The organism is Streptomyces sp. NBC_00775 (assembly GCF_036347135.1).
Classification (GTDB): Bacteria; Actinomycetota; Actinomycetes; order Streptomycetales; family Streptomycetaceae; genus Streptomyces; species Streptomyces lutosisoli.
The window spans coordinates 1,832,411-1,845,305 of record NZ_CP108938.1 but is presented as its reverse complement, the minus strand read 5'-3'; the positions used below and the strand labels follow the sequence as shown (position 1 = coordinate 1,845,305).

Here is a 12,895-nt window from a genome sequence, read left to right as displayed (position 1 = left end):
GGCTGCCGCGGTGCCGCGGCGTCAGAACTTGGCCGCCGCGGAGGGGGCCTTGAGCGTCCCCAGGTACTTGTGCCAGAGGTGGTTCGGGTCGGCCTCGACCGCCTCGACGATCTCCCGCATCGCGGCCAGGGCCTTGGGCTCCCCGTCGTACACATCGCCCTGGAGCATCTTGAGGACGTCCAGGCGGTAGCGCGGGTCCTGGACGAACGCCGTGAAGAGGATGTTGAGGCGGTAGTAGATCGAGATGAACTCGTACCAGTTGTTGACCGCGCCGCGGAGCGTGTTGACGTACCCGTCGAACCGCTCCTTGCGAAAGTCCCCGGCCTTGTGCGCCGCGATGATGTCGGCAGCGGCCAGACGGGCGCTGTTGAGCGCGACGCTGACACCGCTGGAGAAGATCGGGTCCACGAACCGGGCCGCGTCACCGATCATCACGAGCGAGTCGTCGGCGACCTTGCTCAGTGAGTAGCTGTAGTCGCCCTCGGCCTTGAACTCCTTGACCCGCTTGGCGTTCTTCAGCGCGTCCTGGAGGGCCGGGCGGCTGCCGATGGTGTCCCAGAAGAAGGTCTCCAGGTCGTTCTTGGCCTCCTTGAACCGGGCCTTCTGTGTCACGACACCTATGGAGGTGATGGTGTCCGTGATCGGGATCTGCCAGACCCAGGTGTCCTCCAGCGGGAGGAAGTGGATGAAGATGTAGTCCGCCTGGTCCTTGTTGACCGCGAGGGCCTTGCGGTCGAAGTCGTCGAACCAGGTGTGCACCGCGTACTGGTTGAAGACCGGGTCCGGCTCCTTGACCTTGAGCTGGCTGCCCATCATGGTGCGGCGGCCGCTGGCGTCGATGACCATGCGGACGGGGACGCCGACGGACTGGTTGCCGACCTTCGCCTGGATGACCGGGCGGTCCCGGTCGGTGAAGTCGACGCGGTTGACGCGGACACCGTGGTAGACCTTCGCGCCCAGGCTCTCCGCGTGCTGGAGGAGGATCTGGTCGAACTTGCCGCGGTCGACGTGGAAGGTGTGGTCGCGGTCGACGCCGGCCTGGTCGCGCTCGCTGAAGAGGACCTCGGCGGCGCGGAAGTCGTGGTCCAGGCCCTGGAAGCCCAAGTGGTCGATGTTCCGGTCCTCGGCGGAGGTCCAGGCGGCGCCGTACTTCTTGGGGAAGCCCGCGGCCTCGACCTTCTCCATGGCGCCGGTCTCGATGAGCACCGGCGTCGTGGCCGGGACCAGCGACTCGCCGACGTGCTCGCGCGGAAAGGTCTCCGATTCGAAGACCACCACGGACAACCCCTCCTTGGCGAGATAGGAGGCGGCGGTGGAGCCGGCCGGACCGCCGCCGATGATGCCGATGTCGTAGTCGTAGTTCGCCGATGTCTCGGACACGTGATCTCCTGTCGCGAATTCGGGTGGGTGACGCCGTGCCGTGGCCGCTGGGACCTGTCCGGCGGGCAGGCCCCGGTCAGTGAGCGGGCGTACGCAGGGACAGCAGCAGGTCGGTGATGCTGTCCAGGTTCTGGAAGTTGGTGCCGGTCAGCTCGGTCGGCGGGATGTTGGTTCCCAGCTCGTCCCGGATGAAGGTGAGCAGCTGAGCGGTGTTGATCGAGGTGAGGATTCCCCACTCGAGCAACGGGGTGTCCGGGGCGATGCCCTGCGAGTCGGGCTCCGCGAGAAGCCGGTCCTGGACGAACTCGGTGAGCTGGGCGATCAGTTCGTCGCGGTCACTGGCCACGCCGTACCTCCTGGGGATGCGTTGAGGGGCGGGCGGTCCCGCCGGGATCCAACGGGGGTCCAACGGAGTTCAACGCCCGTTGATTTCAACACCTGATGATGTCATTTCCTGATGAACTCTACTAGTGTTGAGTTCATCGTCAAGAGGCCAACGGGCAGTGATGACCGAGTGGTTGGAGAAGCGATGACCCAAGCCATGACTCAACTGGCGGCCCGACCGGTGACCGCGCGCCGGCCCGGACCGCCGACCGGAGAAGTGCACGTCTGGTCGGTACGGGAGCCCGGCCCCGGGCAGGAAACGGCACTGTGGCGCTGTCTGGAGCTGCTCTCGCCGGACGAGCTGCGGCGGTGGCGGCACATGGTGCCCTCGCAGCGCACGCTGTACGCCTCGGCGCATGCCGCGCTGCGTACCGTGACGGCCGCGTACGCCGGACTTACCGCGTCCCAAGTCACCTTCACCGCAGGCAGGTTGGGCAAGCCCTATGTGTCGGGTGACCCGGGTCTGCGGGTCAGCCTGGCGCATACGGAGGGGATGTCCCTGGTGGCGGTGAGCCGTGACGGGCCCACCGGCGTCGACGTCGAACGGATCAGACCCCTCAGGGATCCGGCGGGCCTGCGCCGCCAGGTGCTCTCCGACCACGAGGCGGCACAGTGGCCTGCGGACCGCGAAGGCCCCCTGAACAGCGGCCTGTTCACCCACTGGGCGTGCAAGGAGGCGGTCCTCAAGGCTCTCGGCAGCGGCCTGGCGGGAGATCTCACCGCGGTGCGGGTCACGCCCGGCGCGCGACGTGCGGGTCCGGTACGGGTGCAGTCGGCCCCCGGCTCGGCCGCACGGACATGGAATCTCCAACTCATCGACGTAGGACCCGAGTTCAGGGCCGCCGTGGCGGTCGCCGGGGGCGGCGGCGTCGTACGCGTGTACCCGCTCGAACCCGGTGAGTGGCCCGAACCGCCGCCGCTCCCTTCGAGTCCCGCGACACCCACGACCCCGACCGGAAGCCCTCGCACCCACCTCACCAGGGAGATCCCGCGATGCAGCAGTTGAGCACGCCCGGACCGGCCGCCACCACGTCCGCGCCCGGCGGCGCCCGCCAGATCCGCCCCACGCTGCTGTGCCTGCCGCACGCGGGCGGTGCCGCGCGGGCCTTCGCCGGCCTGGAGGCCGCGCTGCCGGGGGCCGCGAGGATGACGCTGCTGGAGCTGCCGGGGCACGGCAGCAGGATGACCGAGCCGCTGCGTGAGGACTTCGACGCGGTCATGGAGGACCTGATCCGCGGCTCCGCCCCGCACACCACGGGACAGTACGTGCTGCTCGGGCACAGCATGGGCGCGGCGTTCGCCTACGAGATGGGCCGCTACTGGAGCGCCCTGGGCCGCCCTCCGGCCGGAGTCGTCGTGGTGGGGCGCAACGGCCCCACCGCACGCCGCACCCTGCCGGACCTGCACACCCTGTCGGCGTCGGCGTTCCTGGAGTCCGTGCGCCGGCTCGGCGGCACCCCGCCGCAGCTCTTCGAACACCCCGAACTGGTCAAGCTGTTCACCCCCGTGCTGCGCGCCGACTTCACCATCTCGGAGACGTACACCCCGCTGCCCGGACCGCCGCTGGCGTGCCCGCTGTGGGTGTGCGCGGGCGTGGACGACCCCATGGTGGACGATCCGGGCCTGCGGGACTGGGAGAACCACGGCGCCGGCGACGTCGCCATCGAGTGGCTGCCCGGCAACCACTTCCTGCTCGACGACCCGGCGTTCCACGCGTATGTGGCGGGGGTGCTGCGGGCGTTGCCCGAAGCGGGGACGGGGGCCTGACCGCCAGGCCCTGTTCTCGTATGGCTACGGCGAAGGGGCATGCAGCGTTGTGTGACTTCCTCGGCCTCGTTTCCCCTCGGTGGGCGCCTCGCTGAGCTGTGGGCCGCTACAGCTCCCATGCCGCCATCCCTGTCGGCGGGAGCCTGCGGCCGTTGCGCGATCCGCAGGCGGCCGGGCTCGGCGACGATGAGGACGGTGGCTGCACTGACCGGTCGGGGCGGGTGGGTCAGAGGGTGAACTCGACGGGCTCCTTGCCCTGCGTGACGAGGCTCTTCCACAGGTCGCTGGGGCTGCCGGTGGAGGCGTTGCGGAACTCCTCCCAGTACCAGTCGGCGCCCAGGAGCTGCTTGACGCGGGGTACGGCGACTCCGTCGGGTCCGGTGTAGTAGCGGACCTTCTCGATCTTGCCGTCGGTGACGGCCTCGTAGATGGCCTTCGCGGTGACGGCCGGGCTGGAGCCGGTGCCCTGCATGCCGAAGAAGCGCTGCATGCCGGACAGGTAGTCCTCGGGGACGTCGCCCGCCTGGTCGATCTTGGTGAAGATACGTGTGGCGTGGGCGCCCGGGAAGATCGCCTTGACCGCGACGCCGAAGTCGGCCATCTCGACGTTGAGGCCCTCGGAGAAAGCCGCGACCGCGGCCTTGGAGGCGGCGTAGACGGCGGTGTAGGGGTAGCCCTGGTCGGCGCTGATCGAGGCGATGTTGACGATCACGCCGGAACGCTGCTTGCGGAAGTACGGCACGAAGGCTTTGGTCAGGGCGATCAGGCCGAAGACGTTGGTCTGGAACTGGTCGTGGATCTGCTCCATCGACGCGGCCTCGACGGGGCCCATGTGGTAGTAACCGGCGTTGTTCACCAGCGCGTCGACGCCTCCGAACTGGGCGGCGGCCTGTTCGGCGAAGGCGGCGTCGGCCGCCTCGTCGTTGACGTCGAGCAGCAGGGTCTTCACGTTCGGCAGGTCATGGTGGATGGCGAGGTCCTTCTCCTTGCGGACGGTCGCCACGACGTTCCAGCCCTGGGACGCGAACAGGTGGACGCTGTCGCGGCCGAAGCCGGAGGTGGTGCCGGTGATGACAACGGTGCGGTTCATGAGGGGAACTCCTTCACTACTTTCTGTGCTCGATTGGTACGCATGCGCAACTGTGCTCGGTTTGAGAGGGGGGAGCGCGGACGCTTCACGTCGGGAAGATCGCGGCGGACGGCACAGGCCACACGGAGGCTGCTCCGAGGAGACCCGTAATTTCAGACCGCCGGTCTGTTGCGATGCGTCCAACGTAAGGCACCCCCGGTCTGATGTCAAAAGACCGGGGGTCTGTAATATGGAGGCATGAATACTTTCCAGCGTGCGCGTAGTGAGGAGCAGCGGGACATCCGGCGGCGGGCGATCCTCGACACCGCCGCCGCCATGCTCGACGAGATGCCCGCGAGCGCGGTCAGCCTCAACGAGCTGAGCCGTCGTGTCGGGCTGGCCAAGTCGAACGTACTGCGCTACTTCGAGTCCCGCGAGGCGATCCTGCTGGAGCTGCTGGACCACGCCTGGAAGCAGTGGACTGCCGACCTGCCGGAACCGCTGGCCGCCGGCATCGACGCGAAGCTGTCGGGGGACGAGCGTGGCGAGCAGCTCGCCGCGGTGGTCACCACCTCCCTCGCCGAGCGCCGCGTGCTGTGCGACCTGCTCAGCGCACAGGCCGGCGTACTGGAACACAACGTGTCCCCGGAGGTTGCTGCCCGCTACAAAAGAGCCGCGCTCGCCAACGTCGACACGCTCGCGGCCCTCGCCCGCGTTCACCTGCCCGAGCTGGGCGATCGGGCTCACCAGCTGGCCGCGTCCATGATCATGGTGATCGGTGCGGTGTGGACCCACGCCCGCCCGTCACAGGCGATGCTCGCTGCCTACGAAGCCGACCCGACCCTCGCTGTCCTGAAGATGGACTTCGCCACCGCCCTCCAGGAGATGCTGGCGACCCTCGCCGCCGGCACCCTCGCCCGTACCTCGTCCTGACCCCCCACCTTCCTAGGAGCAGTCGTGCGCGTCATTGTCTTCGGAGCGTCCGGCATGATCGGACACGGCGCACTGCGTGCCTGCCTTCTCGATGACACCGTCACTGAGGTACTCGCCGTCGTCCGGAGCCCTCTGTCCGCCGCCCACCCCAAGCTGCGGCAGATCGTCCACACCGACTTCACCGACTACACCGCCATCCAGGACCAGTTGAAGGACCTGGATGCCTGCTTCTACTGTCTCGGCGTCTCCGCGGTCGGCCGCCGGGAGGAGGAGTACACACGCGTCACCCATGACTACGCTCTCGCCGTAGCCCACGCCCTGTACGCCGCCAGTCCCGCGCTGACCTTCGTCTACGTCTCCGGCGAGGGCACCGACAGCACCGGACGGAGCCGCCAGATGTGGGCACGGGTCAAGGGCCGCACCGAAAACGATCTGCTGGCCATGCCGATGACGGGGTACATGTTCCGCCCCGGCTACGTCCAGCCCGTGGACGGAGTCACCTCCCGCACCCGTGTGTACCGCGTCCTGTACCGCGTCACCGCAGGCCTCTACCCGCTCCTGCGGCGCGCCTTCCCCCGCCATGTCACCACCACCGACGCCGTCGGCCGCGCCATGCTCGCCGCCGCCCGCCTGAACGGCGCCGGCCCCACGGTGCTGCGCAACCCCGACATTAACCGCCTCGCCGCGGTCGGGCCAGGACAAGCGCCCTAGCCTCCGCACGCCTGACTGCCCTGGAGGCCGCACCAGGTGACCTCCGGTCACGGGTGCGACGCCCCGGAATTCTCATGAATGACCGGCTGCGAGAGTTCCGCGAGACAGGGAGCCCGTGCCGCACCCGAGGCAGGAGACGCGGGCCTACCGCGCCGCCGGCCCTCGCCCCTGCTCGACAGGGGGAGGGCCGGCGGCGGAATGGTCCGGGTCAGGCGGCGGGGTGCGCACGTACCTCCGAGAACTGCGCCCGCCAATAGGCAAGCGGCGCAAGACCGGTGGAGATGTCGCCGTGCACCAGGCGGCCGATCAGTACCTGGTGGTCGCCCGCCAGATGACTGCTCGTCAGGATGCACTCCGCGAACGCCACGGTGTTGTCGAGCAGCGGCGCGGAAGTGCGCTTGCCCTGGGTCCAGGGCACGCCCTCGAACCGCTCGGGCACCGGGGAGGCGAAGGTGCGGGCCGTCTCGGCCATGCCGGCGGAGAGGAAGTTCACCGCGAAGACCGAGCTCTGGTGGATGGCTTCGAGTGTCGCGCTGGGCTGCTTGACACAGACCAGCAGCAGCGGCGGCGAGGCCGACACGCTGCACACCGCGCTACAGGTGAGGCCGCGCGGTTCGCCGTCGGCCGTGAGGCTGGTGACGACGCTCACCCCGGTCGGCAGGGAACCCATCACCGAACGGAAGGTGTGCAGGTCCACCTGGTCCAGCAGGGTCTCGGAGGTGCTGAGTCGTTCAGGCATGGGCAGGTCCTCGTCTCTGAGGCCGAGGCGGGTCAGGGCCGCGGAGGTCATCGGGGTTCACCGGGTGACTGTCGTCGGGAAGCGCCGTACGGCGGGCAACGGGAAGCGCCGTCCGCCCGGCACAGGGAATCGCGGTGTGCCGGGCTCCGGGAATCGCCGTATGTCAGACATCGGATGCGCCGTGCGTGGGCCGGGCATCACGGCTCACCGCGCGTCGAGGGCGGTGATCTGCTTCAGCAGGGCCTGCCGGTCCGTCTTGCCGTTGCCGGTCAGGGGCAGTTCGGGGACGACATGGACCGCGTCGACCACCATGTAGAGGGGCAGCCGGTCGGCGCACTCGCGCTTGAGTTCGAGCAGGCCGGGACCCTCCGGGCCCTCTGGCACCACCACGGCGTGGATCTTCGCGTCCAGACCGTCGCCCACCACGACACACGACGCCGAGGCGACCTTGGGATGGGCGCAGACCACCGTCTCGATGTCGCCGAGCTCGATGCGATGCCCGCGCACCTTGACCATGTGGTCGCGCCGGCCCACGTACTCCAGCATCCCGTCGGGCCCCATCCGGCCGATGTCACCGGTGTAGTAGGCGCCCTTGTGAGGCTCCTGGCCCCAGTAGCCGAGCATCACCGTCGGACCGCTGACCACGATCTCGCCCTCACGCTCGCGCGGCGGGTGTATCCGGATGCGGTCGCCGCTGACGGCGGTGCCGATCGGCAGCGGACGGGTGCTGCCCAGATCGCGGTCGGTGACCTCGTAACTGGTGCACACATTGGTCTCGGTCGGCCCGTACCAGTTGAGCATCCGTACGTCCGGCCACGCCTTGCGCAGCTCGTGGACCTGCTGGATGGGGAACGGCTCCCCGGCGAACACGCACACCCGCAGATCGGCGGGCGGCTCGTCGCTGAGCAGCTCGCCGCGCTGCATCATCAGGACCAGCGCGGACGGCACCGAGTACCAGACGGAGATCCGTTCGCGGCGCATCAGCGCGCCCAGCTGGGCGGGGTCGTACGCCAGGCCCTCGGGGACCAGGACGACCGAGGCGCCGGCCAGGAAGGTGGCGTACAGGTCGAAGACGGAGAGGTCGAAGTTGAACGGCGCGTGGTTGGAGAGCCGGTCGTCCGCGGTGACGCCCACCTCGTCGGCGGCCCAGCGGATGAAGGAGAGGGCGTTCCTGTGGCTGATGCACACGCCCTTGGGCTCACCGGTGGAGCCGGAGGTGTAGAGGATGTACGCCGGCTCGTCGGGCTCGTTCTCGTACGGCGCCGGCGCGTCGGCCGCCGGGGCCTCCTCGCGGACCTCGTCGAAGGAGGTGAGCGGCAGGGAGTCGTCCCAGCCGGCGGCCGTGGCGCGGCGGATGCCGTCGGGGTCGGCCACGACGAGGGCGGGCGTGCAGCTGGCGGCGATCCGCCGGACCCGGGCGGCCGGGTTGTTGGCGCTGACCGGTGCGTAGATCGCGCCGACGCGCAGCGCGCCCTGCATGAGGGCGATGGCGTCGAGGGTCTTGTGGGTCCACAGCACGACCCGGTCGCCGGGGCGCACGCCGCGGCGGTGCAGCGCCGCCGCGTACCGGTCGGCGAGGTCGTCCAGCTCCCGGTAGCTGAACACCCCCTGGGACGAGCGCACGGCCGGGGCGTCCGGGGCGCGCCGGGCGGAGTCGATGACGAGCTGGTGGAGCCTCACAGGCCTATCTCCTTCACTATCAACTGACGCTGGATGTCCGAGGTTCCCGAGAAGATCGTGCTGGGCACGGCGTCGCGCAGCGCGGCCTCGATGCCGTCCTCACGCAGATAGCCGCGGCCCCCGAAGACCCGCACCGCGTCGGCGGCGGACGCCAGCACGCCCTCGGACACGGCCAGCTTCGACAGGGCGATCTCCAGTACGGACGCGTCGCCCTGGTCCATCGACCAGCAGGCGCGGTACAGCAGCAGCCGGGCGCTCTCCAGGCGCAGCTTCATGTCGGCGATGCGGTTCGCCACCGACTGGAACTCGCCGATCCTGCGCCCGAACTGACGGCGCTCCCGGGCGTGCGCGACGCACTGTTCCACGAGCCGGTCGAGCAGACCGAGGTAGAGGGCGAAGAGGCACGCGCGCTCCCAGCCCATGGAGTGCTGGAAGATCGCCGCGCCCGCGCCGACGCCGCCGAGCACCTGCTCCTCGGGCACGAAGCAGTCCTCGAAGGTGACCGGGCCGGCCGGGCAGGAGTGCAGGCCCATCTTCTCGTAGGGCTTGCCCACGACGACGCCGGGCGTGTCCCGGTCGACGACCAGCCCCGTGACCCCGAGGAAGCCCATCTTGGGATTGACGGTCGCGTAGGTCACGTACACATCGGCGGCCGGTCCGTTGGAGACGAAGCTCTTCGTGCCGTTGAGCACGAACCCGCCGTCGGTGGGCGTCGCGGTCATGCCGAGGCGCGAGGAGTCCGAGCCGGCCTCCGGCTCCGTCATCGCGTTCCCCGCGATCAGCCGGCCCGCCGCCAGCTCGGGCAGCAGGCGCCGGCGCAGGGCATCGCCGCCGAACCGCGCGAGGGGTACGGCGCAGGCGAAGGTGTGCGCCGCCGCGCCGAACACCAGACCGGTGTCGGCGCAGCCACGGCCCACGGCCTCCACGACGCGCGCGGTGTCGAGCGCGCCGAGGCCCTGCCCGCCGTACTCCTTGGGCAGGCAGGACCCGAGCATGCCGATCTCGCCGAGCCGCAGCCAGTCCTTGCGGGTGTAGAAGCCGTGGCCCGCGCCGGGCGCCGCGGGGAACGCGTCCCGCGTCGCGTCCAATACCTCGTCGTAGCGGGCCTGTTGGCCCTCGTTCCAGCCGAACTCCACATCTGCTCCTGGGGTACGGGGGAAGGGGGCGCCCTCCCTCATCGGATCGCTGGTCAGTCGGACTCGGAGAAGTGACGCAGGTTGCGCGGGCCGACGTAGCGCAGCCTGGGGTGGATGCGCCCCTGCTGGGCCCGCTGCTCCTCGACGTGGGCGAGCCAGCCGGGGACCCGGGCCGCCGCGAACATCGGGACGAACAGGTCGGAGGGCATGCCGAGCAGGTGGTAGATCGCGGCGGCGTAGCAGTCCACGGTCAGATAGGGGCGGGGCCCCTTCGACGGGTGGGCGGCGGCCCGTACGGCATCCAGCACCTGGAGGATGCGATCGCTGCCGGGGCCCGCGTTGAACCGGCGGGCCGCTTCGCGCAGCGGCCTGACCCGGGGGTCCTCCTCGGCGTGCGAGCCAGGCCTGGCGCGGGTGGCGGAGGCCTGGTCGGCCCGCCCGCGCAGATAGGCGGCGGTGGTGCCCGGGTCTCCGTCCTCCCGGGCCACGTCGATCACCTGGTGGGCGGCGCCGCCGTGCAGCGGCCCGGTGAAGGTGGCGAGCGCGACGGTGATGGTGGCGAAGGTGTCGGCGCCGGTGCCGGCCGCGACCCGGGCCGCGAACGCCGAGGCGTTGCAGCCGTGTTCGGCCTGGAGGACCAGGCAGAGGTCGACCAGCCGCACCCGCTCCGGATCGCGGGGCAGGCCCAGCATGTAGAGGATGTTCTCGGCGTGCGACAGCTCGGGCGCGGGGCTCGGCAGCCGCCGTCCGGCGCGGGCCGCCTGCTGGGTGGCGAAGATCGTCGGGATCCGCGCGATCAGGCGTTCCCGCAGGTCGATGTGGGCCGCCGGGTCGGCGTTCGCCTCCGCGGCGACGCCGAGTGCGGGGACCGCGGTGCGCAGCACGGACGACGTACTGGAGTTGGCGTTGAGCACGAGGTTCGTCGCGACCATGGGCGGCAGTTCACGGGCCGCGGCGAGCCGGGCCCTGAAGGCGCTGAGCTCCTCGGTGTCCGGCAGCCAGCCGCGGATCAGCAGATGGACGACCTCCTCGAAGGTCACCCGGCCGATCAACTCCTCGATGGGATAACCCCGGTAGGCCAGCCGGCCGCGGACCGGGTCCACCTCGGAGATCCCCGTCTCGCCGACGACCACCTGGGAGATGTCGGTCAGTTCCTGCTCGCTGCCCGCCGGTACCGGGCCCGGCAGCGCGGGGGCGATGGACGAGGCATCCGGGGGGACCTTGATCGGGGAGAGTTCGGCGAGCCGTTCGTCGTAGAAGGCGCGCAACTGCCCCACCGAGTCGATGTGTTCGATGAGATGGTCGTCGAGGGTGGTGCCCAACTCGTGCTCCAGATGGACCTGGAGTTCCACGGCGGTGAGGTTGTCCCAGCTGGCCACGGCGCGAAGCTGCATCTCGTCGCCGATGAACTCCGACGGCATGTCGAAGACGCGGGAAAGAGTGCTGATGACGGGGTGCACCTGGGCCTTCTCCTTGTCTGAGCGTCGCTTCTCCTGTGGGTGCCGAGCGACGAGGGGGGTGAGGTGTCGCGGCGCGGACCGGGTGCGCGGCCGGAGCCCCGCGCGGAGCCGGGCCGGCCCCGAGGCAGGCCGCGCGTGCTGCCGGACCCGGCTATCCGGCCAGGTCCGAGGCCTGCTCGCCGGCCGGCTCAGGCATCCGGACCACCGAGGAGGCCGGGGCCGGCGTTGCGGGCGTAGCGGGTGTGGCGATCAGATCCATCCGGGAGCGAGGGAAAAGGAACGGGAGGAGCGGGCCGGTCATGGCCGTGGTGATCAGCGCCATGAGGACCATCTCGGTGAAGAGGGTGTGGTCGAGCACCCCCAGGCTGAGCCCGACACCGAGGATGATCAGCTCGGTCAGGCCCCGGGTGTTCATCAGGACGCCGACGCCCGTCGACTCCCGCCAGCCGAGGCCGAAGGACTTGGCCGGCAGACCGGCGCCGAGCAGTTTGCCGAGGACGGCGGCGGAGAGGATCAGGCCCAGCTCGCCCCAGGCGGTGAGCGACATGGCGGCGACGTCGACCGAGAGCCCGGTGACGATGAAGTAGACGGGCAGCATCAGTTCACCGGCGTGCTGGAGCGGGCGCAGCATCTTCTCCTCCAGCAGGGCCTCCGGCTTGCGGGGCATCACCAGGCCGAAGGCGAAGGCGCCGAAGATGGGGTGGATGCCGATCCTCGACGTGGTGTACGCGGAGAGCAGCAGGCCCGCCGTGACCAGCGTCGCCAGATAGGCGCCCGTGCCGCGCTTGGATATCCAGGCGACCCCGCGGGCCAGCAGCGGACGGACCACGACGATCATCGCGGCGCCGTAACCGGCGGACATCCAGAGGGTGTCGGTGAAGCCGGAGGGGCCGGACGCGGTCACGATCGCGACCACCCCGGCGAGCAGGCACCAGGCCAGTACGTCGCCGAAGGCCGCGCTGGTCAGCGCGAGCGCGCCGATCTTCGTACGGCCGAGGTTGTTGTCCTTGAGGATGCGGGCGAGCACCGGGAACGCGGTGATCGACATACTGACACCCAGGTACAGGGCGAACGAACTGAACGGCACCTTGTCGCCGTTGACGTGCGAGTGGCTGTGGTAGATCAGCGCGGCGACCCCGAAGCCGAGGACCATCGGGGCGAGGATGCTGCCCGCGGTCACTCCGGCGACCGAGCTCTTGCGGCGCTTCATGGTCGTCCAGTCGAGCTCCCAGCCCACAGTGAACATGAAGAGCAGCAGCCCGAGTTGGGCGACCATCGAGAGTAACGGGCGTACCTCGTCCGGAAACAGACGCTGCGTCGGGTTCCCGGGGAGCAGTCCCAGCAGGCTGGGGCCCAGCAGGATGCCCGCGGTGATCTCACCGATGACGGCGGGCTGGCGCACGCGTCGCGCGAGACGGGCGAGAACCGTACCCGCGATCAGAATGCCGGCGATGCCGGCTATGGCGGTGGCCTGCAGTGCTTCGGCGGTGTGCGGATGCGTCACGGCATCTCCTCCGGCATCGAAACTGGTCAGATATTGAACTTAATTCACTGACTGTTGAACTCAACTGATGATGAGTTTTGCATGCGCCGTGGTGCGCGCACAAGGGGCGTCGGGGTCTGTCGGGGCTTGTCG

General features: G+C 69.9%; 12 protein-coding genes. 4 read left to right on the top strand and 8 right to left on the bottom strand.

Features of this window, described 5'->3' with window-relative positions; all coding sequences use genetic code 11:
- Positions 1-21: 21 nt before the first annotated feature.
- Together OIC96_RS08400 and OIC96_RS08395 are read right to left on the bottom strand one after the other, a co-directional pair.
- Positions 22-1,380, bottom strand: a complete 1,359-nt coding sequence (locus OIC96_RS08400; protein WP_330308486.1) for an NAD(P)/FAD-dependent oxidoreductase — start codon at positions 1,378-1,380, stop codon at positions 22-24.
- 76 nt (positions 1,381-1,456) lie between these two features.
- Positions 1,457-1,726 carry an acyl carrier protein gene (locus OIC96_RS08395; protein WP_327433133.1) on the bottom strand — a complete coding sequence of 90 codons (270 nt, stop codon included), beginning with the start codon at positions 1,724-1,726 and terminating at the stop codon, positions 1,457-1,459.
- Between the two features lie 183 nt (positions 1,727-1,909).
- Between OIC96_RS08395 and OIC96_RS08390 the strand changes: the two genes are divergently transcribed.
- Complete coding sequence (locus tag OIC96_RS08390; protein WP_330308487.1) at positions 1,910-2,770, top strand: 4'-phosphopantetheinyl transferase family protein; 861 nt, start codon at positions 1,910-1,912, stop codon at positions 2,768-2,770.
- The gene (locus OIC96_RS08385; protein ID WP_330308488.1) at positions 2,758-3,531 is read left to right on the top strand and encodes a thioesterase II family protein; all 774 of its coding nucleotides are present in this window, start codon (positions 2,758-2,760) and stop codon (positions 3,529-3,531) included. Before OIC96_RS08390 ends, OIC96_RS08385 begins: the two co-directional genes overlap by 13 nt.
- Positions 3,532-3,757: 226 nt before the next feature.
- Here the strand turns inward: OIC96_RS08385 and OIC96_RS08380 are convergent, their stop codons facing one another.
- On the bottom strand, positions 3,758-4,621 hold the full coding sequence (locus OIC96_RS08380; RefSeq protein WP_330308489.1) for an SDR family NAD(P)-dependent oxidoreductase: 864 nt from the start codon (positions 4,619-4,621) through the stop codon (positions 3,758-3,760).
- Between the two features lie 237 nt (positions 4,622-4,858).
- Between OIC96_RS08380 and OIC96_RS08375 the strand changes: the two genes are divergently transcribed.
- Together OIC96_RS08375 and OIC96_RS08370 are read left to right on the top strand one after the other, a co-directional pair.
- Positions 4,859-5,533, top strand: a complete 675-nt coding sequence (locus OIC96_RS08375) for a TetR/AcrR family transcriptional regulator (RefSeq protein ID WP_330308490.1) — start codon at positions 4,859-4,861, stop codon at positions 5,531-5,533.
- A gap of 24 nt (positions 5,534-5,557) precedes the next feature.
- Positions 5,558-6,244 carry an NAD-dependent epimerase/dehydratase family protein gene (locus OIC96_RS08370; RefSeq protein WP_330308491.1) on the top strand — a complete coding sequence of 229 codons (687 nt, stop codon included), beginning with the start codon at positions 5,558-5,560 and terminating at the stop codon, positions 6,242-6,244.
- A 208-nt stretch (positions 6,245-6,452) separates the two neighbouring features.
- Here OIC96_RS08370 and OIC96_RS08365 read toward each other — a convergent pair whose 3' ends face one another.
- From OIC96_RS08365 to OIC96_RS08345, 5 genes are all read right to left on the bottom strand, one after another.
- On the bottom strand, positions 6,453-6,983 hold the full coding sequence (locus OIC96_RS08365; RefSeq protein WP_330308492.1) for a flavin reductase family protein: 531 nt from the start codon (positions 6,981-6,983) through the stop codon (positions 6,453-6,455).
- Positions 6,984-7,187: 204 nt separating this feature from the next.
- Complete coding sequence (locus OIC96_RS08360) at positions 7,188-8,663, bottom strand: amino acid adenylation domain-containing protein (RefSeq protein WP_330308493.1); 1,476 nt, start codon at positions 8,661-8,663, stop codon at positions 7,188-7,190.
- Complete coding sequence (locus OIC96_RS08355) at positions 8,660-9,799, bottom strand: acyl-CoA dehydrogenase family protein (RefSeq protein ID WP_330308494.1); 1,140 nt, start codon at positions 9,797-9,799, stop codon at positions 8,660-8,662. The genes OIC96_RS08360 and OIC96_RS08355 overlap by 4 nt, the downstream gene beginning before the upstream one ends.
- A 53-nt stretch (positions 9,800-9,852) precedes the next feature.
- A complete protein-coding gene (locus OIC96_RS08350; RefSeq protein WP_330308495.1) occupies positions 9,853-11,259 on the bottom strand; it encodes a citrate/2-methylcitrate synthase in 1,407 nt (468 codons plus the stop codon).
- Positions 11,260-11,410: 151 nt separating this feature from the next.
- Positions 11,411-12,763 (bottom strand): cation:proton antiporter, encoded by a 1,353-nt coding sequence (locus OIC96_RS08345; protein ID WP_330308496.1) that lies wholly within the window; start codon positions 12,761-12,763, stop codon positions 11,411-11,413.
- Positions 12,764-12,895: the final 132 nt, after the last annotated feature.